This window comes from Diplocloster modestus (assembly GCF_019042245.1).
Lineage (GTDB): Bacteria > Bacillota > Clostridia > Lachnospirales > Lachnospiraceae > Diplocloster > Diplocloster modestus.
In genome coordinates, this window is record NZ_JAHQCX010000002.1 from 85762 (window position 1) to 106054 (window position 20293).

Annotated in this window: 19 protein-coding genes, 1 tRNA gene and 3 pseudogenes; 3 read left to right on the plus strand and 20 right to left on the minus strand. The window is 49.4% G+C overall.

Going from position 1 to position 20293, the window contains the following annotated elements:
• Positions 1-37: 37 nt before the first annotated feature.
• Positions 38-985, minus strand: coding sequence for a DUF1848 domain-containing protein (locus KTH90_RS03230; protein ID WP_158349669.1), 948 nt, complete (start codon positions 983-985; stop codon positions 38-40).
• Positions 986-1281: 296 nt separating this feature from the next.
• On the minus strand, positions 1282-2043 hold the full coding sequence (locus KTH90_RS03235) for an SDR family NAD(P)-dependent oxidoreductase (RefSeq protein ID WP_158349671.1): 762 nt from the start codon (positions 2041-2043) through the stop codon (positions 1282-1284).
• Between the two features lie 455 nt (positions 2044-2498).
• On the opposite strand from KTH90_RS03235, the gene KTH90_RS03240 reads away from it, so the two are divergent.
• The gene (locus tag KTH90_RS03240) at positions 2499-3467 is read left to right on the plus strand and encodes a helix-turn-helix domain-containing protein (RefSeq protein ID WP_158349673.1); all 969 of its coding nucleotides are present in this window, start codon (positions 2499-2501) and stop codon (positions 3465-3467) included.
• A gap of 94 nt (positions 3468-3561) precedes the next feature.
• Positions 3562-3658: transfer RNA gene (locus KTH90_RS03245), tRNA-Sec, on the plus strand.
• Positions 3659-3789: 131 nt separating this feature from the next.
• Here the strand turns inward: KTH90_RS03245 and KTH90_RS03250 are convergent.
• The 12 genes and pseudogenes from KTH90_RS03250 to KTH90_RS03300 all read right to left on the minus strand — a co-directional run bounded on the left by KTH90_RS03250 (position 3790) and on the right by KTH90_RS03300 (position 14481).
• A complete protein-coding gene (locus tag KTH90_RS03250; RefSeq protein WP_158349675.1) occupies positions 3790-4431 on the minus strand; it encodes a GTP pyrophosphokinase in 642 nt (213 codons plus the stop codon).
• Positions 4432-4446: 15 nt separating this feature from the next.
• The gene (locus tag KTH90_RS24820) at positions 4447-4575 is read right to left on the minus strand and encodes a hypothetical protein (protein ID WP_275061308.1); all 129 of its coding nucleotides are present in this window, start codon (positions 4573-4575) and stop codon (positions 4447-4449) included.
• Positions 4576-4735: 160 nt separating this feature from the next.
• Positions 4736-4972, minus strand: coding sequence for a DUF3343 domain-containing protein (locus KTH90_RS03255; RefSeq protein ID WP_158349677.1), 237 nt, complete (start codon positions 4970-4972; stop codon positions 4736-4738).
• A gap of 1 nt (position 4973) precedes the next feature.
• The gene (locus tag KTH90_RS03260; protein WP_158349679.1) at positions 4974-5180 is read right to left on the minus strand and encodes a sulfurtransferase TusA family protein; all 207 of its coding nucleotides are present in this window, start codon (positions 5178-5180) and stop codon (positions 4974-4976) included.
• Between the two features lie 10 nt (positions 5181-5190).
• Positions 5191-6291: a YedE family putative selenium transporter gene (yedE, locus tag KTH90_RS03265; protein ID WP_158349681.1), complete on the minus strand. Its 1101-nt coding sequence runs from the start codon at positions 6289-6291 to the stop codon at positions 5191-5193.
• Between the two features lie 210 nt (positions 6292-6501).
• Positions 6502-7410 carry a selenium metabolism-associated LysR family transcriptional regulator gene (locus KTH90_RS03270; RefSeq protein WP_158349683.1) on the minus strand — a complete coding sequence of 303 codons (909 nt, stop codon included), beginning with the start codon at positions 7408-7410 and terminating at the stop codon, positions 6502-6504.
• Positions 7407-9323 carry a selenocysteine-specific translation elongation factor gene (selB, locus tag KTH90_RS03275; protein ID WP_158349685.1) on the minus strand — a complete coding sequence of 639 codons (1917 nt, stop codon included), beginning with the start codon at positions 9321-9323 and terminating at the stop codon, positions 7407-7409. The genes KTH90_RS03270 and selB overlap by 4 nt, the downstream gene beginning before the upstream one ends.
• A complete protein-coding gene (gene selA, locus KTH90_RS03280; protein WP_158349687.1) occupies positions 9320-10729 on the minus strand; it encodes an L-seryl-tRNA(Sec) selenium transferase in 1410 nt (469 codons plus the stop codon). Before selA ends, selB begins: the two co-directional genes overlap by 4 nt.
• A gap of 90 nt (positions 10730-10819) precedes the next feature.
• On the minus strand, positions 10820-11878 hold the full coding sequence (gene selD / locus KTH90_RS03285) for a selenide, water dikinase SelD (RefSeq protein ID WP_158349689.1): 1059 nt from the start codon (positions 11876-11878) through the stop codon (positions 10820-10822).
• 119 nt (positions 11879-11997) lie between these two features.
• Positions 11998-13530, minus strand: a pseudogene (locus KTH90_RS25255) (heavy metal translocating P-type ATPase); the annotation flags it as partial.
• The gene (locus KTH90_RS03295; protein WP_158349691.1) at positions 13493-13918 is read right to left on the minus strand and encodes a heavy-metal-associated domain-containing protein; all 426 of its coding nucleotides are present in this window, start codon (positions 13916-13918) and stop codon (positions 13493-13495) included. The pseudogene KTH90_RS25255 and the gene KTH90_RS03295, both read right to left, overlap by 38 nt.
• A gap of 236 nt (positions 13919-14154) precedes the next feature.
• Entirely contained in the window at positions 14155-14481 is a 327-nt protein-coding gene (locus tag KTH90_RS03300) for a hypothetical protein (RefSeq protein ID WP_158349693.1), read from the minus strand.
• A 291-nt stretch (positions 14482-14772) separates the two neighbouring features.
• On the opposite strand from KTH90_RS03300, the gene KTH90_RS03305 reads away from it, so the two are divergent.
• Positions 14773-15147, plus strand: coding sequence for a metal-dependent transcriptional regulator (locus KTH90_RS03305; protein WP_158349695.1), 375 nt, complete (start codon positions 14773-14775; stop codon positions 15145-15147).
• Between the two features lie 98 nt (positions 15148-15245).
• On the opposite strand, the gene KTH90_RS03310 is transcribed toward KTH90_RS03305, so the two are convergent.
• The 6 genes and pseudogenes from KTH90_RS03310 to KTH90_RS25055 all read right to left on the minus strand — a co-directional run bounded on the left by KTH90_RS03310 (position 15246) and on the right by KTH90_RS25055 (position 20276).
• Positions 15246-15668 (minus strand): flavodoxin, encoded by a 423-nt coding sequence (locus tag KTH90_RS03310; RefSeq protein ID WP_158349697.1) that lies wholly within the window; start codon positions 15666-15668, stop codon positions 15246-15248.
• Between the two features lie 87 nt (positions 15669-15755).
• Positions 15756-16147, minus strand: a pseudogene (locus KTH90_RS25260) (metal-dependent transcriptional regulator).
• A gap of 202 nt (positions 16148-16349) precedes the next feature.
• Positions 16350-18104, minus strand: a complete 1755-nt coding sequence (locus KTH90_RS03320; protein ID WP_158349699.1) for an ABC transporter ATP-binding protein — start codon at positions 18102-18104, stop codon at positions 16350-16352.
• The gene (locus KTH90_RS25045) at positions 18097-18324 is read right to left on the minus strand and encodes a hypothetical protein (RefSeq protein WP_238726369.1); all 228 of its coding nucleotides are present in this window, start codon (positions 18322-18324) and stop codon (positions 18097-18099) included. Before KTH90_RS25045 ends, KTH90_RS03320 begins: the two co-directional genes overlap by 8 nt.
• 102 nt (positions 18325-18426) lie before the next feature.
• Positions 18427-18609, minus strand: a pseudogene (locus KTH90_RS25050) (ABC transporter ATP-binding protein); the annotation flags it as partial.
• On the minus strand, positions 18591-20276 hold the full coding sequence (locus KTH90_RS25055) for an ABC transporter ATP-binding protein (RefSeq protein WP_330655830.1): 1686 nt from the start codon (positions 20274-20276) through the stop codon (positions 18591-18593). The gene KTH90_RS25055 and the pseudogene KTH90_RS25050, both read right to left, overlap by 19 nt.
• Positions 20277-20293: the final 17 nt, after the last annotated feature.

Consider the following 20293-nt stretch of genomic DNA (forward strand, 5'->3'; position numbering starts at 1 on the left):
AAAGTCAGAGCATTTCCGATATACCTTAATTCGCGCTTTAAATAATAAGAAACTGGTCTAGCGACATCTGAGTTTCCCGATCTGATGTTATACTTCTGTCCCGGATCACATCATCCGGGCGGATTACATCCTCCAGCAGCAGAGATTTCTTAAAATCTTCTTTGCCCTCCTGTTCCCCCTGGTTCTTATGGCCCGCGTAACAGTATACACACCCGTTTCTGCAGGTGTGATAAGCACCGATATCAATGCTTACGTCACATCCGCAGAATCTGCGCTGCCCCGTATCCTTACCGGTACTGAGGTGCTCCCCAAAGATCCGAGCCAGGAGCGAAGCATCGATGCATTTCCCATGGCGGATTCCATATGCTTCATAATCCCCGGCTTCCGCACAGGTCTCCACGGACAGTCCATATTCCGCCGCTATCTTCGAGATCCGCCGGGCCAGCTGCTCCATCTGTTCCGCTTCCGGTACCTGAACTGCGCTGCGTGTCATCTGTCTTTGGATATTCGCATACGGGTCCAGGAAGCTTATGACTACCTTCTGCGTATAGGCAGCCAGATTCTCCGCCAGGCGTCCGAACAGTTCCTGATGCCTTAAAACCGTATATTCCGGTGAGACCAGTATCGGATCGTAACGCCAGATTACCCTCTCACGCCCTACAGACTCCGACAGCTCCTGAAACACCGGCACCAATACCTTTTCTTTGTCCGGCAGTCCCGGTTCCAATTCCGGTCCATATCCGTTCAGGGTAAACTGAAAATAATATGGATATCCTTCCAGTTCCCCCAGCCGCTTCAACATAGGGCGCGGATTCTTAGTCCAGAAAACAAATCCGTCCACCACGTCCCTGGAAAGGGAGATGAGGCTTACATCCCGCGGCTGAAAAGGATTTCTCACACAGACCTTCCGTTCTTTTAAACGTTCAAAGAACCAATCTGAGTAATAATTGGGAATATCTGTTCTGCGGCTGGCACTGATTATCACACCGTCTCCCTCCTTCCGAATCGATACGTTAGATACAGTTTAATCCCTGACGCGGATCATGTCAAACAAGCCTCCTGCGCGCAGATATATGCGCGGGAAAAAGGAACTCCTATCTTCTACCGTACGGGCTTTGACATACTGTTTGTAGAAAAAATAGCGCAAAAACGCGGACCGCCCTAATAGATGTACCAGCTCAGGCAGCTGTAACACGGTACATGCATAAGGACGGTCCACACTTTTGCGCCATTTAAAACCTCACAGGTCCAGACCAGGAATCCAACTGCAACGAAGTATCTTTAAGGTCTAAGACCCACACCACCCTGGAGAGATATGGTCTCCCCGGTAATATAAGCCGCGTCATCCGTAGTCAGGAAAACACATACGCGTCCGATATCTTTTTCCGGATCCGCGAACCTCTGCAGCGGAATTTCATCAATGGTTTTCTTATACAGCTTCGGATATTCATCTTTCCACTTTTCCAGACCGGGTGTCATTGCTAACGGGCACAGCACGTTGACATTAATCCCAAATTCGCCCCACTCAGCCGCTGCCACACGGGATAAACCACGGATTCCTTCCTTGGCTGCCGCATAGGAAGACTGGCCGATCTTGCCGGAAAGTCCGGCGCCGGATGCAAAATTAATCACACAGCCCTTAGACTCCTTCAGATAAGGGAAAGCCTCCCTCATATAGAAAAACGTGGCGTATAATCCGGTACTGACCGCCAGATCGAAATCATCCTTCGTATGATCCGCCAGCATGACCCCTGACTTGGATGCCTGCGCGTTATTTACGAGACAGTCCAGCTTGCCGTATTTATCGATTACTTTTTCCACAACCCCTTTGACAGCCGCTTCGTCTCCGCCGTCTGCCGTTATCCACAATACTTCATTTCCATAATCCGCTTCCAAATTCTCGGCCGCCTCGATCAGGGTACTCGCCGTACGGCCGGTGATCGCGATTCGGGCTCCAGCCTCAGCAAATGCCTGCGCTATCCCATAGCCAATTCCACGTCCGCCGCCTGTAATCAGAACAACTTTTCCTTCCGCACTTAGCATAAGAAACCTCTCCTTATATAAAATTTGAGTTTGATAAATTTTTATCAATCTTTTTATACTATACACCCGCAAGTAAAATAAATCAAGGATTCCTCTTACATTCATGGCCAAACCTTGCACTTTTTTATGTACAAAATGAATCGTGCTCCTGAATTTCAGGATTTGCACTGGACGCTTTTTTAAATAGCTGATATACTACAAAAAACCTGATAATCAGAGCCCATTTTACCTATACTGTATGATATATTACGATCTGTTTCTTATTGGACAAATATGTCCGGAAAGGAGATACGATGCTTCCTCTGTTGTCAGAATTTTATCCTGTGAAGCATGATCAGATTCCATTAACTCTTATTACCGCCTGTATTGACCTGAATCGCTGTATTTCACGTTTTGTAGTTTTAAGTACTCCGGAATCACCGGGAAACCTCTGTGGTCTGGAGATGGTTTATCTTATGGAAAGTTCTGATCACACAGATATCGGCCGTTTGACGGATCTGGTCAAAATATTAATAAACACCCAATGCAGCGGGCTGATCATGGAATCAGGCCAGACGCTTCACTCCTATTCAGCCGATCTGGCCGACTTATGCAAAGCTGCCGATTTTCCCCTCTTCACAGTTCCGCACGGGACGCCATACCAGCTGCTTGCTGCATATTTTAACAGGAGCGCTTTGCATATCGATGATAATAACATGAACTTAGACCGTCTGTTCCAATCCCTCCTCGAACATCCCGCATCTGTTCGTGAACAGATAAATCTGCTCAATACCAACGGGTTCCCCATTGACGCTTCTTATCGTGCCGTGCTGATCTATCCTCTGATAAAACCGGAACTTCTTCAAAATCATCTGCATCTTCTATCGATCCGTCACTGCTTATTTCCATACCGGGACCACTATGTGCTGATCCTGTCGGATGTCCCCCGCCCGACCTTGCACACGATTCTGACCTCCTATTATCAGTCCTTGGAAAATGACGGCTGCCCGCTTCCCACAATCGGTATCGGTGAATCCGCCCCCAGTCTGAAAAAACTGCACTTTAGCTATACAAATGCCCTTCACGCCAGGAAGGTTGCGCAGATCCGCAAATCTGCGTATATCTATTTCCAGGATCTTGGATTTTTCCGTCTGCTGCTGACCAATCCCGATGAGGGACTTTTAACTGAAATATATCAGGGCACGTTTAAGCCGCTCCTGACATACGATAACAATAGACAGACGAATCTGATGAGCACTTTGAAAATCTATCTGGAAAAAGAAAATAACCTCCTCGAAACAGCCCAGGAGCTTCATCTGACTGCGGAAAACCTGGGCAGCCGCCTGGCAATAATCCGTGATAAGCTGGATACCACTTTGTCTGCACCGGAAGAATGTTTTCACTTACGTATGACTTTTTACATCGGAGAACTGCTGGGCTTATAAATATCGCCACTCCTTGCGGTAAATATGCAATTTAGCGTGCGCCGCTTGACGGATCTGTTTTATCTCACTATACTTATAGAGATGTAATAATTTCGGAAGCAGATGGGTGCTGGTGTATCCCCTGGTCTTCAAAACCAGTGTGGGGCGTTTGATACGTCCCGGGTGGGTTCAATTCCCACATGTTTCCGCCAAAAATAATAAACGATATCCTATAGATTGTTTCTTTTTGCAGAGATATTTATTTAGATAAAATGCAGAAGAAATATAACTAGAAAAAGATCCGTAATCCACGGCGTTTCTGCCGCTGGATACGGATCTTTTCCTACCTCTCCCGCTCTGCCTCCGGATCATAAAAGCGTTCCATGCGTCCCTCGATTTCTTCCAGCAGCAGGGAGCATTCTTTTAGCTCTTTCGAGAGCAGTGTTTTATCTTCCCGCACCGCTTTATAGCAGAGCTGGTGCTCCATACTGGCCCAAAAGTCCATGGCCAGCGTGCGGATCTGGATCTCCACCGGATAATATTGTTTTCCCTCCGCGTGGTATACCGTCACTCCCAGCACCAGGTGGTAGCTTCTGTAGCCGTTTTTCTTCGGGTCTTCTATATAGTCTTTTTCCTTGATCATAATAATATCCATCTGCTTTTTCAGGATATTGACAATCGTATATACATCCTGAACATAAAAACAGATCACGCGGATACCTGCGATATCGGTCAGATAATCTTTCGCCGCCTCAAAACTGACCGGTATCCCTTTCCGATCCAGCTTGCCTACGATACTGTTCAATGACTTAATCCTGCTTTGCATACTATGTATCGGATTGTGCTTGTGTCTGCGCTGAAAATCTTTATCCAGAGTCTCAAGCCACACCTGAACGATCGACACCGCATCCTCATAAGGTTGAATAAAATCCTCGTATTCTCTCAGATCGGAGGCGATACTGCTGACATTTATCCCTGTTTCCATACGCACCTCATATAGTTATTCTTTCATCATTTCCTTCTTACGTGCGATTTTCCGCACATATAGGAATACCACGAGCATACCGTATGCCGTTTGATTCATGGCATACCCATGGAAATACCTTACAGATAGTCTTACAATCTCCATATGAAATCATCCTACCACTCTTCCCTGGAAAAATCTTTAAACTTTGCACGATTTAATAAAAAATTCGTAAAATTTATAATTTCTTAATAGAAATGTCTGAGATTAAGAGACAAAAAGAGCACATTCCCATTGAATCGAGTAGGAGTGTCCGGTCTGCTGTTCAGACCAGGCACTCCTGTATCGATTCATATCTCAGGTGTCTCTCATCCATCCACCTTTTCATCTGTTTCGGATCAAGGGAAGGGCGGGCCCAGGCCATTCCGCATCCTGCGGACAAAATACGCGGGACCGGTATCAGCCTTCCCTCCACTTTTTCTGTTTTACATGCCTTCTCCATTGCCATAGCATCGGCGGTCGTGTGAAACGTAATCACCAATTTAATCTCTTTTTTCCTCATTTCACTCCACGATAAGCTCAAACTCTGATCCCATTTGCATCACGCTTGTCTTTTTTCCCTGGCTTTTTGCAAATTTTTCCACATTCATCTTCTGATGCGGTTCAGAGACCAGGATTCTGATCTTCTCTCCCGGGTTCTTTTTTACAGCTTCCATCGCCATCATCAAAGGCTCCGGACAGGACAATCCCCTTGCATCTACCTCTACCATAACCAATCCCTCACTTTCCATACATTTCCTGTCTGGCTTCTCTTTTCCGTACTCCAAAACCGATTACCAGCAGCACCACTACACAGACCAGGACCGCTGCTTTTCCCGCCGCAGCCGGCCCTCCGGGTGTATTCGTCTCCGCGTTGGCCGCTGCGGCTGCCAGTCCGAAATTATGGCATACCGCTGCACCCACGAACATTCCCAAGAACGTGACGGCGCTGTCTGAAGACCCCTGTCCTGCCAAAACCAGCTGTCTTAAAGGACAACCACCGGCCAATACCGCCGCAAACCCCACCACATACATGCCCAGCATGTTCCATACATGCTGTGCGTGGGCCACCGGCTGCCCGGAAAAAGAAAAATGAAATCCGCCGGCAGCGATATTATAGATCAGCATCACAGCGAAAAACCCTCCAATCACCGAAATCAGATCGAAATTTTTCAACAGCAGGATATCGCGGACACTGCCCGCAAAGCATGCGCGGCTCTTCTGCGCAATAGCCCCGAACAAAAGGCCTCCGGCCAAAGATAACAGAACCGGTGCGTGCATGCTGCCGGGACCGCTCTCACTGGCCGCCATAAGTGTAGTTGTCACACTGAGGATCAACAATCCCACAAGGACCGCCGGCAGAATCCATCCGCTGGACTTTTTCGTCTCATAAGCCCGCCCCAGGCTGAAGCCTTTTTTCAGGGCCAGACTCCCCGTCGCCACGCCGAGCACAAAACCAATCAGTGCTATGTATGCATTCAAATCGCCTGCCGCCATGCGGATCACCATCCGAAGCGGGCAGCCCAGGAACACCAAAGATCCGATCATCATCATGACTCCCAGCAGAAAGCGGATCATCGGAGAAGATCCCGCAGTAGAACGGTATTCCTTCGTAATCACTGCAATAAGAAAAGCCCCCGCCACGAACCCCACGATCTCCGGCCTGAAATATTGTACGACTTCCGCCTGATGGAATTTCATCGCTCCCGCCGTATCGCGTATGAAGCAGGCCACGCAGATCGCCATGTTTTTTGGATTCCCGGAATAAGCCAGCAGCGCTGCGATTCCACCCAGCACCGCACCCGATGCCAATAACATTTTTTTCGAACTTGTCAGATTCATCTTGTCCTCCTTTTTTTGCCTGATCTTTTATAGAATCTTGCAGGATTCCGGAAGAATTCATGAATGTTCTTTTCCCCCACTCAGTGTCCCCGGCCAAAAGAAAAAAAGGCAGGCTATCCATGATAGCCCACCCTTTCCCACAATTCTATTATAATCATACGAAAAATGCGTCCGCCTGTCCAATCGATATTCACCATCGGCTATTTTTAATTATAGAAAATATCTATACGTCGTTCTCACGTAATCCACCAGGCCAGCGGCAGCAGCCGACAATTCCAGCTCTTTTTCCCATACCAGATAGAGGTCCCTGTGGATAATGCCCTCCTGAAGGTCGAACTGCAGGATTTTACCCTCTTCCGTATAGTCCTGGACTGCTTTTTCCGATATGATCGCCACGCCCAGCCCTTTGCTTACCGACCGCTTGATAATCTCCGGATGGTCCATATGAGCCGCTATATTCAGTTCCGAGATGTGGATTCCAAAACGCTGCAGGAACTCTTCCGTCTCCCTGCGGGTTCCGGAGCCGGACTCCCGGATCAAAAAGGGGACTTCTCTTAGTTTTAGGGCCGGGAAACCGGTCTGCTTATATTTTCTATACTCCTCTGTCGGAGGTGTGATTACTACCAGCTTGTCTTTAAAAAAGGGAGTGAATACGCATCGATTCTCGGGAAGCCTGGTGCCGGTGAAGCCAAGCTCTACGTCGTGGCCGATGATTTTTTCTACCACGCCCTGACTGTCACTTTGGATCACCTGGAACTTTTCATCCGGGCATCGATTCCGGTAAGCGGTTAGAATCTCAGGCAGTATATATTGTCCCGGGATCGTGGACGCTGCGATCGCCAGCCGCTCTGTGTGATGTCTTCCCTTTAGATGGAATTCCTTTAATATTTTTTCCTCCAGTCCCAGCATCTGCCTGGCATAGAGATAGAGCCTCTCCCCTTTGGCCGTGACGAAAAGTTCTTTCGTGCTACGGGCCAGAAGCCGGCAGCCCAGTTCTTTTTCCAGGGACTGAATGTGAGCGCTCACGGTTGGCTGTGTCAGATATAACACTTTTGCTGCTCCGGAAAAACTTTTTTGCTCCACTACACAGACAAACGCTTCCAACTGTTTCAGATTCATAGCGCAGACATCCTTTCACTTTCTTTCCCGTCTTTTCTCGTGATTCCCCGGGTGTCCAGATCTTCCAGCAGAATCCGGATACTCCGCCGGTTTGTTCCGAACATATCCCTCAGTTCTGCAACGGTGATTTTTCCATTTTGCCTTAATAAGGCGGATATTTTTCCGCAAGCATCCTCATATATTTCCGTCAGTGTATAATACTCCTGAGACAGCCTGTGTAACGTTCCTTTTTCCAGCTCATTCGCACAGATGTCCTGAATCGTCTGCTCTGATATTCTGCCAAAGTCCATATCCGGCAGGCGCAAAAAGTCCATACCGGCGTCGGTGAGATTACCAAACAGGATATCCGTGACTTTTTGATAGGTATCATCACAGGGAACTTCATATGCCTTCAGGCGTACCAACTGTGCAGTGATTTGAAGCCTTCCCTGGTCATTGGCCGTCTGAAATAACGCATCACAGAATTCCTGTGTCATCCAGGGAGCACAGCCGGTGCGCAGCTGTGCCCTTCCGATTCCCCATCGATAGGGGTGCTGAGAATGAAAACGGATTAGATACGCTTCCATCCGGTTGATCTGCTGCTGGTACTGCTCCTGGTCATAGAAAAAAGTCTTTGTTTTTCCTTCCATCAGCACCAGACAGCCTTCTTTTTCTAAAACGGCAGCGGCATGGGAAATGCTGTTCTCTTTTTCGCCAAAAGCTACGGCCAATTCCTGTTTCAAGGCGAATCCATGGGGCTGTTTTTTTATATACATCAGGATTTCCCGCGGAAAGTCCGCTGCTTCTTCCCGGCGGAATTCTTCCAGATCCGCTGGCCGGTATCTGCGTTTTTTTACGGGATTCGCGTCCAGTATCTCTCCTCCCCCGATGGTTTCAAGGGGGGAATAAAAGCGAAGAATAAAATGATCCCCTTTTAGTACCGCCAATTCTTCCTCCAATATAAGCTGGGCGTATCCGCTTTCACCGGCTCCCAGTTCCCCTGTCTCCATCAGCACGGCACGGCACAGCAATTTTGCTGCTCCGATATAGAGATGGAGCCTTGTACGGTTTAAGAGCCTGCGGTCCGTATGCCGGCACATACGGATCCTGACATCCAGAATCCGCGTGTTGCGCAGGGCCCCTTCCCGGGCGATCACCGTTCCTCTCCGGATCTGGGAACATCCGATGTCCGGCAGGTTCACCGCAGTGCGCTGTCCAGCGGCCGCTTTTTCCATCTCCTGTCCATGTACCTGCACACCGCGTATCCGGCAGGGCAGCATCTGGGGATAGAGACAGAGCCGGTCTTCCCTGGCGATCTCCCCTGACAGAAGCGTTCCGGCCGCAATGGTCCCCAACCCCTTTTTCTGAAAGATACGGTCAATAAAGAGACGGGGAAATGTGTTGGCACTTCGAAAAAGCGGCCCCTGTCTCAAGAGCCGCTCTATCAGAATCGCCAGTTCCTGCATTCCCTCCCCTGTCACGGCGGACACGAAAGCCATAGGCGCGTTTGCAAAGCAGCTGTCACTTAACCTCTGCCTTACATCTTCTGCCACCAGGTCTCTCCACTGCCGGTCCACCAGGTCGCACTTGTTGAGTACGATCATTCCGCGCGTGATGCCCAGCAGCTCCAGTATCTCCACATGCTCTACCGTCTGGGGCATTACCCCCTCATCCGCCGCGATCACCAGCAGCACCAGATCGATACCGCTGACCCCCGCCAACATATTTCCGATAAACTTTTCATGTCCGGGAACATCGATCATACCGACCCGTTCCCCTCCGGGCAAATCAAAATACGTAAATCCCAGATCGATGGTAATTCCTCTTTTTTTCTCTTCCTCCAGACGGTCCGTGTCCCGGCCGGTCAAAGCTTTGATCAGCGCAGTCTTCCCGTGATCAATGTGGCCGGCCGTTCCCACGATCCAATGGGTCATAAATCGATTCCTCCCAATGACTGAAGCAGCACCCTGCCCAGAATCTCATAATCCTCTTTCAGCACCGTCCGAAGATCCAGCACCAGCTTTTCCTCCGTCACCCGCACGATCACCGGTGTACTTCCCCTGCGCAGCAGCTGTTCCGCCTCCATGACTGTTCTTCCCTTAGGCATGACCGTGATACCTTTACTTGGAAAATATTCCTCCGGGAGAGCGCCGCCGCCCATCTGCGACATACAATCCTCGATCTGAATTACATACTGTCCGCCCAGAGGCTTCAACATTTCTTTTAATTTCCAGGCCATCTGTTCCAGCTCCGTAATCGGCCTGGTCATCATATTCAGGATCGGAATCCGGTAGCAGGCTTCCTCCTCCCGCAGATAAGCGCGGAATGTCAGTTCCAGGGCAGCAGCCGTAAATTTATCAATTCGAAGTGCCCGCATCAGCGGATGCTTCTTAAGCGCAGCCACATATTTCTTACGGCCCGCGATAATACCGGCCTGGGGACCTCCCAGAAGCTTATCCGCACTGAAACACACCAGATCCGCCCCCTCCTCTATCGTTTCCTGAACGGTGGGTTCGCGGGGTAATCCGTATTTACCCAGATCCAGCAGGCTGCCGCTGCCAAGATCCACGATCACCGGCACTCCCTGCTTTTCTCCAATGGAGCTAAGCTCCTTTACCGGTGTACTCTGCGTAAAACCTATAATCTTATAATTGCTTGTATGCACCTTGAGAATCGCACCGGTGTTCCAGGCCACTGCTTTCTCATAGTCCGCAAGCCTGGTCCGGTTCGTGGTTCCCACCTCACGCAGAGTGGCGCCGCTTTGTTCCATCACATCCGGGATCCGGAACTGTCCGCCGATCTCGATCATTTCCCCTCTGGAGATCACCACTTCCTTCCCCTTAGCCAGCGCGGATAACGCCAGCAGTACCGCAGCCGCATTATTATTGACAGCCACAGCGCTCTCCGCGCCGGTCATCCGGCAGATCCAGGATTCAAAATGGGCACAGCGCTCTCCCCGTTCTCCTGCTTCCAGATCATACTCCAGATTCGAATACCCCGTCATCAGGTTCGAAAGCCTGTCCATCTGCTCTGCTGCCAGCGGCGCCCGTCCCAGGTTCGTATGAAGTATAGTTCCGGTGGCATTGATCACCCGTTTCATTCCATAGTCCGCCATCTTTTCCGTATGTCTTCTGATCGAGAGCGGCAGATTCGTCACTTCCTCCAGCATCTGTTCCTCAGCCATCCCCTGCGCGATCCGGTCACGCAGCTTCTCCGTTTCCAGACGGATCGCCTCCAGCACCAGACTCCGGTCATAATCCAGCAATAAGTCCTGTATTTCCGACAGTTCCAGCAGCATATCCACCTTCGGTATGCTCCTGTACAATTCCCTCTGATCCATCTTCCGCCTCCTTTTTAAGTTACTTTCCATCTGTGTTTACTTATATCTGGTTTAAGTTACTTTCCATCTGTGTATACTTATATCTGGCTTTTACTTCAGCCGCAGAAAGCTCTCTTTATATTCCTCAACGGTTCCTATAATCGCGGCTTTCGTCTTAAGGCCTTCCTCTCTAAGCTCCTTCAATATCTTTTCCGCGTCTTTATCCCGCACACAGGCTAAAAGACCGCCGGATGTCTGCGGGTCCAGCAGAACATCCTGTAAATATTCTTCCTTGCGCTTAACGATGGCGGTTACATCCATATCCGGCAGAAGATAATCTCCGTTCTGATACGCGCCGGCCGGAATCACGCCCATCTGTGCGTAGGCGGCCGCGCCTTCCATGACCGGAACACGTCTGACAAACAGATCCATCGTCACCCCGCTGGCCTTCGCCATCTCCATAGAATGCCCTGCCAGCCCGAAACCGGTCACATCCGTACACGCATGCACCTCATATCGTTCCAGCACTCTTTTTGCAGTCCGGTTCAGCTCAGCCATCACACGGACCACTTCCGCCACCTCATCGGCAGAGGCAAGTCCGGCCTTCACCGCGGTATTCAGAATCCCGCTCCCCAAGGGTTTCGTAAGGATCAGCACATCCCCGGGTCTCGCTCCATAATTCTTCCACAGCCTGTCCGGGTGCACAAAACCTGTCACACACAAACCATATTTCGGCTCGTCATCCTGTATCGTATGTCCGCCCACCAGCACAGCCTGCGCCTCCTGCACCTTCGAAGCTCCCCCGGCCAATATATCACCCAAAACATCCGGGTCCAGACAATTCGGGAAACCTGTCACATTCAGCGCTAACTTCGGTTCTCCTCCCATCGCATATACATCGCTCAGCGAATTGGCAGCAGCGATCTGACCGAATGTATAGGGATCATCCACGATCGGAGTGAAAAAATCCACCGTCTGAATCAGCGCCAGTTCATCATTGATCCGATACACTGCGGCATCATCCGACGTCTCCGTTCCCACGATCAGATTATCATCTGTAAATCTCGGCAGCTTGCTCAGCACCTGAGCAAGGGTCCCAGGACCTAATTTAGCCGCTCACCCAGCTGTACTGGACAATTGGGTCAGCCTGATTTTTGTTCTGTCATCCATCGCAGATTCCCCCTTTCTTACGTTATTTTATCACAGATGCAACAAATTAAACACCCATTTTTGTTTTCAATCTTAGCCAGTAAAGCATTAGTTTCTATATGGAAAAAAGAGATTTTTACTCAAACCAAAAGGTTCCTCATGCTTCTCAAGCTGATTAATAGGGTAGACGCATTGTGCAGGAGTGCAGACGTGGTGGGCTGCACGATTCCTCCAACCCCCAGCAGGATCAAGGCCCCATTCACTCCAAGGATAGCTTTATAATTCCCGTCGATGCGTCTTAACATGGCTTTGCTCAAGCGTCTTAATGTAACAAGCTCCTGCAGGCTGTCTGCCGCCACAGTAATATCAGCGATCTCCCGCGCGATTTCCGCCCCGTCACTGATGGCGATCCCTACATCCGCCGCCGACAGTGCCGGGGAATCATTGATTCCATCACCAACCATAACCACTATATTCCCGGCCTCTTTTTCCTGCCTGATATAGTCCGCCTTATCTTCCGGCAATACCTCGGAATCATATTCATCCACACCGATTTTTGATGCAATGGACGCCGCCGTTCGCTCGCTGTCTCCCGTCATCATGACTACTTTGCTAATGCCTTCTTCTTTCAGCTACCGGATCACAGCCGCCGCTTCCTCCCGCACGGGATCTTCGATACAGATTACCGCAGCCAATTCATTTTCTATTGCCAGGTACAGATGGGAATACTCTGTGGGAAGTAGTAAGAAACGCTCCCGGTATTCTTCGGAAACCGTACATTTTTCATCTTCAAAGACAAAATGGTTACTGCCAATAACCACCCGCTTATCTCCGATATAAGAGGCGATCCCGTGGGCTACGATGTAATCGACCTTGGAATGCATTTCCTCATGCTCCAGGTGCTGATCTTTCGCCGCCCTTACCACAGCCTTAGCCATGGAATGCGGAAAATGCTCTTCCAGGCACGCAGCTACCCGCAGCATTTCGGAGGCGCTGCCACCGCGAAAGGGGATCACTTCCCTTACTGTAGGCCGCGCTTTTGTGAGAGTTCCGGTTTTATCAAACACGATGGTCTAAGCATTGGCCAGCGCTTCCAGATATTTTCCGCCCTTCACCGTGATACGGCTGACATTGGCTTCCCGTATAGCGGACAGCACGGTAATCGGCATGGCTAACTTAAGCGCACAGGAAAAATCCACCATCAGGACAGAAAGGGCCCTGGAGACAGTTCTTGTAAGAAGCCCCGCAAGGGCAGTCCCCAAAAACGTATAGGGTACCAGCCGGTCCGCCAGATGCTCTGCCTTACTCTCCACTTTGGATTTGAGTTTTTCGGAATCTTCTATCATGGTAATAATTTTTTCATAACGGGTGGAACCGGAGACTTGATTCACCTGAATCGTCAGTTCTCCTTCTTCCACAACAGTTCCTGCATAGACATATCCATCCGTATCCTTCCTGACCGGAAGCCCTTCTCCGGTCAGAGAAGCCTGATTCACCATGGCTTCTCCCTCTGTCACGATGCCGTCAAAGGGAATTACACTGCCCATGTGGATGACTACCTGATCTCCCGGCCGGATCACGGAGATATCCGTAAGAATCTCCTGGCCTTCCCGCTTAAGCCAAACCTTGCCGACATTAAGGGACATACTTCTCGCCAGATCCCCCACAGATTTGTTTATAATATTCCACCGGTTCGAGGCTTGTCACATGGTATCCCGCTCGCCGGACCACCCGCTTTATGTCCTCGTCCGTTTCTTCTTGCTTCATATACACAATCGCATACTGTTGTTTTAGGTTTACTTCGGCATAAAAGCCGTCCAATTCATGAAATGCGTTTTCAATCCGCATTGCACAGTTCTTACAGCTCATTCCCTCTATTCCTATCTTTCGGGCATAGGAATAGTGGGCAGTATCTTTATCCGCAGGCCTGATTCTTTTCAATTCATCGCCTCCGGCGCCGCAACAGCCGTTCTTGAGCTTTTTCAGATAACTGCGTACGCTGAAAATACAAATCAGTACCAATGCTATACAGATGACCGCGTTTATCCAGGTGCCATTCATAGGTATCTCCTTTCAAAATTAGTTCCGACTAACTATCAATTAGTTTTAACTAACTGGATTTTAACACTCCTTTCTACTCTTGTCAACGAAGAGTAAAACCCCCTTCCCGGAACCAGCGTATTTCTAAATATCTATTTCATCATTTATATAAATAATATATAGTATATCTGAACAAAAAAAGAGCGTTCACAGCCTTCAAATTTCTCCAAAGGGGGGCGCTCTCTAATAACATATCATTATGCGATTGATTGTGCCGTGTGAGCATTCCTATCGTGTTTGTGATCATCTAAAATCATATGTACTCTCTCAACTTCATCGAGAATCAAGGTTTCTGACTTTTTGATTTCATTCCTGAGCACACGCTCTGTTGACTTAATTTGTATCTCTAGACCATCCATTCGGTCATTCAAGGACTGTATATCACCTTTCATGGTCTGTATGTCGCCTTTCATGGTCTGCATGTCGCCTTTCATGGTCTGCATGTCGCCTCTCATGGTCTGCATGTCGCCTCTCATCAATTGCATCTCATTTAGTAACAGGTCAAATTTTTCACTGTCCGTCATTTTCCTGATCACCTCTCTTTGCGCCATCGACTTCTACAAGCTTCGCTTAATTTGTTAAATTATAACACGGCAGGCCATGAAAGTCTACTCCGTTTTCGGACTAGAAATCTTTCAAATGATCGTTCTTGCTCACAGTTTTATGGTTTATCTCTATTTCCCAGTACAAAAAAATTATTTCCCAGCCTAAATAAGTATTCCTCTTGATGAAAATATGATTAATATGTTAAAATAATGGTTATCTATATCCTTAGGAAATAAATAAAAATGGATTTGAAAGCGTGGTGACAAATAATGCGAATTCAGGAATCTGCGGAAAACTATCTGGAAACTATCCTGATTCTGAAAAAACGTCTTGGTCAGGTGCGTTCCATCGATATCGCCAGCGAGCTGTCCTATTCAAAGCCCAGTGTCAGCGTTGCCATGAAAAACCTGCGCACCAACGGGTATATTGAGGTAGATCAGGACGGGTATATATCCCTATTAGATAAAGGACAGGAGATCGCAGAGCGTATGTTTGAACGGCATACGATTCTCTCTGATTCTCTGATTACGCTGGGGGTCAGCCCTGAGGTAGCGGCTGAAGATGCCTGCCGGATCGAACATGTGATCAGTGCGGAAACATTTGAAGCGCTCAAAGCTCATACGAAAAAAAGACCTCCCCTGTAATGGAACATCAGAAAGAAACGGGCATGTGTACAATGACATTCTTCACATTCTCGTTTCTTTCTTCATAATCACAGTTTTATCTTAGCCTGAAGTGAATATCAAACTAACGCTTTTCCCAGCGCCGCGCAGGCAGCCTCGGCTTCCTCATCCGGAGCATCATTGCAAATCACGCTGTCACAGGCTAATATGGCACCGTCGCTCTGGCAGTTTTCCTCCCATGTGCGCATCCATTCCCCGTCTCCCCAGCCATAGGAACCGAACAGGGCTATTTTCTTTCCATGAAGTTTCCCTTCACATTCTATGAACATCGGCTCAAATTCGCTTTCCTCCAGCTGCTCCGCCCCCATGGACGGGCAGCCGAAAGCCACTGCGTCAAACTCATCCATCTTATCTGCCCGGAACTCTGCCGCCATAAACAGGCTGACCTCAGAGCCCGCATTCCTTGCACCTTCTGCCACCAGATTTGCCATCTTTTCCGTATTACCGGTACCGCTCCAGTATACTACCGCTACTTTGCTCATATGCTTATACCTCTTTTCTGTTAGATTTTTTATGTCAAGCAGTCACGATGGACTGCCAAACGGTCCGTCACCCTAAAGTTTAGTCCTTCATTCTACCGATTCCGGGGTATCCAGCCCCTTTCTCAGAAAATAACTTTTCAGCACCTGAAAACTTTCCGCACTGATTGCATGTTCCATGCGGCACGCGTCTTTGAGCGCCACCTGACGTTCCACCCCCAGGTATGACAATACATCAGAGAAAAGCAGATGCCTTTCATACATTGTCTCCGCAAGCTTGCGTCCCTTCGGAGTAAGCGTAATTTCATGATTATCCCCTATGTTCACGTATCCGCCTTTTTTAGATTTTTCATCGCCACACTGACACTCGCCCTGGACACTTTCAGTTCAGCGGCGATATCGATAGACCGCACCGTACCGCTCCTGTTCTGCAGTATCAGAATCGTCTCCAGATAGTCTTCTCCGGACTCCATCACCTTCATGTTCTCGCCTCCTTCCAGTTCTTATGCGGAAGTTAACAACCTGTATCATCCTGTCAGTGTTTTTACGTAGTTAGTTGTCGCTAACCGTTAGGGATATAAAATGCGGGGGATCCCGCATTTTCGTTAGCTTTTGCTAACTCATATTATTTTACAGCATGAAAAGCGTCCGGTCAAGTGATTTTACTCTTTTTTTATTCTCTTCTCAGCTTTCTGCAATCCTCCAGCCTTCCGCCTGCTCTCTCACCTCTACAAAGTGCCGGTACAGGCCGTCCTGTTCCATAAGTTCCCCATGTGTCCCCATCTGACCGATGCGCCCATTCTCCACTACCAGTATCTGGTCTGCATTTTCGATCGTGTTCAGCCGGTGGGCGATGATGATAATGGTTTTCCCATGTACCAGAGCGGAGATGGCGGCCTGAATCTCATGCTCATTCTCCGGATCCACACTGGCCGTGGCCTCATCCAGAATGATTACGGGCGCATCTTTTAACATGGCCCGGGCAATGGAAATCCGCTGTTTTTCCCCGCCGGACAGGGTGTCACCGCCCTCTCCCACCACCGTGTCATAGCCATCCGGAAGCGACATGATAAATTCATGGCATCTGGCCTCTTTGGCCGCTGCGATCATCTCCGTCTCGGTGGCACCAGGCTTGCCGAATTTGATATTATTTCGGATTGTGTCGTGAAAGAGGTAGACATTTTGGAACACCATGGATATATTTTTCAGTAAACTGTCACAGGTGAACTCCCGCACATCATGTCCTCCTATGCGCACGCTTCCCTTCTGTACGTCATAGAACCGGGTAATCAGGCTGCAGATCGTACTCTTCCCACTGCCGGAAGGACCTACGATGGCAGTGGTTGTATATTGCGGGATAGAAAAGGACACATCATGCAGAATCTCCCGGCCGCTGTAGCCAAAGGATACATGGTCGAATGACACGTCAAACCGGTCCAGCCTCACCTCAGCGCCATCCTGGTCGATGTAATCCGCCTGCTCCAGTTTCTCCAGCTTATCCATAACAGATCCAATCACCGACAGGATATGGGCCGCATCGTTGATGGATTCCACACTGCCGAAGATCGTAAAAGAAAACATCGCAGCCATCAGCAGCATTGACAGAGTCAGATTTCCCTGTAAGACTTCCCATGCGGCGGTCAGCACCAGAGCTACCGCAGCTCCCTTTAAGAAAAACAGATGCAGACAATTCCATGGTACGAAGCCGAACTCGTTTTTGATGCAGATCTCCTTGTTATCCCGGCAGGCATTCCGGAAGCGCTTTATCGACGCACCTTCCTTCCCGAAGGATTTCACCACACTCAGTCCCCGGACATATTCAATGGAGGCCGCGGACAGATCTTCCCTGGCCTTATGTGCGGCCGGTGCGGTGCGGCTGCTCTGACGGTTGATTCCTCTTAATGCAAAGGCGGAGAGAATCACACCCGCAATGGCAGCCAAAGCAGCAGGCAGGCAGAACATACCTACGCAGCATATGATCGCAATGACCTGGATATAACCATTGACCACGGAATCAATCATCTTCATTCCCTGCAGCTCCAACGTGGATAGCTCTGTAGTCGTTGCAGCCAGAATTTCCCCGATGTTATTCTCTGAGAAATACCCAAGAGAAACCCTTTTTAATATATCACCGATATGAATTCGCTGTTCGGCCGCTTTTTCTGTACCGATACTCTCCTGCAGGCGGTTTTTCCCATAGGCGAACAGAAATCGCAATAAGATTAGAAGGATTATCCCGCCCAGGCAAAGAAAGATCAGGCCTTTTTCTACCGTTGTTCCCCCCCTGCTGTCTTCGATCATATTTCCCAGCGCCCATGCGGCCAGAACTACAGGACCTGCCGTACACCAGGTGGAAAAAAAGGAACAGAGAAAGCCCAGATAAAAGCGTTTCTTATATTCTCCCGCCCATTTCATAATCCACCGGATATTTTTAATCATATAGTTGTTCCTCCTTTCCGCCGGCCGTAACTCCCCAGTTTCTGGCTCCTACATGAGCCTGCCACATCTCGCGGTATAATCTGCAGCGGTTGAGCAGCTCCTCCTGCTTTCCTGTATCCAGGATCTTCCCCTGTCTTAATACTGCGATCTGGTCTGCGTACTGGATGGTTGACAGCCGGTGGGCAATCACTAACAGCGTTTTCCCCCTGGACAGCTCCATGATTGAACGCTGTATTTTATCCTCATTCTCCGGATCCGTAAATGCCGTGGCCTCATCCAGAATAACAATCGGCGCATCCTTTAAGATAGCCCTTGCTATAGCGATCCGCTGTCGTTCCCCGCCGGAGAGCTGTTTTCCAGCCTCACCCGCCGGCGTGTCCCACCCCTGATCCAGTCTTTCGATAAACTCCTCACACTGGGCTGCCCTGGCTGCTGCAAAAACCTGTTGATCGGTTGCTTTTGGATTTCCCAGCCGTATGTTTTCTTTCAGTGAACAATCAAACAGAAAATATCCTGTGTAACAAAACTGACTGTATCCGCCAACTGTTTTAACGGAAGCTTTCGGATGTCTACACCGCCGATCAGAACAGCCCCTTCCGTTACATCCCAGAAGCGGGCGATCAGTCTGGCTACCGTGGATTTACCCCCTCCCGAAGGGCCTACCAGCGCTGTAAAGCTGCCCTCCGGCATATGTAGGCACACATCATGCAGCACTTCACCTTGTTTTTCACCTGTATAGGAGAAGGTGACATGCTCCAGCCGGATGCTGCCGTCCCGAAGCGCAGCCTTCTCTTCCGCCTCCGGCAGATCTTCCATGTACAGAAGCTTCCCTGCGTCCCGCACAGCGTATTCCATACTCTTCAGCTCATTTATAAACTGGGTCGCCTTCATCATAGGACCCACGATTCCAAGGGCCAGCATCAGGCACAGGGTCAGTCTGGCCGGATCCAGGCTGCCGTTTAGGTACAGGGCTACGCCCACGGGCAGAGTCCCCAGAAGAGTCGTGGGCAGGATAGCAAATGTCAGATTCATGGGCACCCAGGTACTGCGAAACCAGGCCATGGTGAAATCGCGGAAGGATTTGACCGCACCGGCATACTTCTCATAAGAACCGGAGGTCTGGTTAAAGGCCTTGACCACCTCAATTCCTTCGATGTACTCCACGATCACACTGTTCACATGCTCATTGGCAGCCATGTACGCAGCGTATTGTCTGTTATAAGTCTTCATTCCGGCTTTCATGGGGATCAGCGCCACCGGCACTGTTATCATGGAAGCGAGCCCCATCCTCCAATCCAGTGCGAAGAGCGCCACAATCACCGCAGCCGGAAGCAGCAGATTCGAAGAAAGCTCCGGAAACAGTACCGCCGCCTGGTTCATTCTGTACTGTAACAGCCAGTTTCCGATGGACGAACCGAACACCGATTTAAAACAGTTTTTCATGGTAGTCAGCGGCAGGTCATATCTGGCCGATAATTCCTCCTGGGTAAAGTTCTGATCTATATTCCCGGCCAGAAACACCTGAATAGCCTTTACCTTTTCTACCTGGGTCTTATAGAAATAGGGACGTCCCTCCGGCTGGCCGGGCAGTTCCAGCGCTTCCAGGTACAACAGGAGTTCCAGAATTTTAGTTTTAAAATAAGGCAGTTTTATTTTTTCGGGTACCGCGTACAGCTCACCGAAAATATGTTCGATGGAACGCAGACCATGTATCACCATGGGGTAAGATTCCGGACAATATTTACTCTGTATCCCCCTCAGATCTACTGGAAAATCATTCATTTCCTTCCGTAAGGAGCCGCAGGCGGTTACCATGTCGAACGAGACCATCACCCCATGATAATGGGATAAAGGGAGTTCAAAGTGCCCGGTATGGGTCAGACGCCGGTCCAGCTTCATATCCCCGGCTTCCACATAGGAATAGGCATTCTCTCTGGCGGAGTATTCAAGCCTTCCCTCCCGGCAGTGATCGATACAGAACACCTCCCTCTCCGGTACAAATATGGAATCGAAGTACCGCATGTGAAAGTCATTATAGCTAAGAGTGACGCCGGGAAATACTTCATACATGGTGATCGTCCCTTCCCCGGAATCATTTTTCGCCTGAAATACGCTGCATCCATCGCTTTTTGCCAGCTGAATCAGCTGGTCACAGAGAATCAGATTTTCCATCCCGTCCCTCTTTTCTT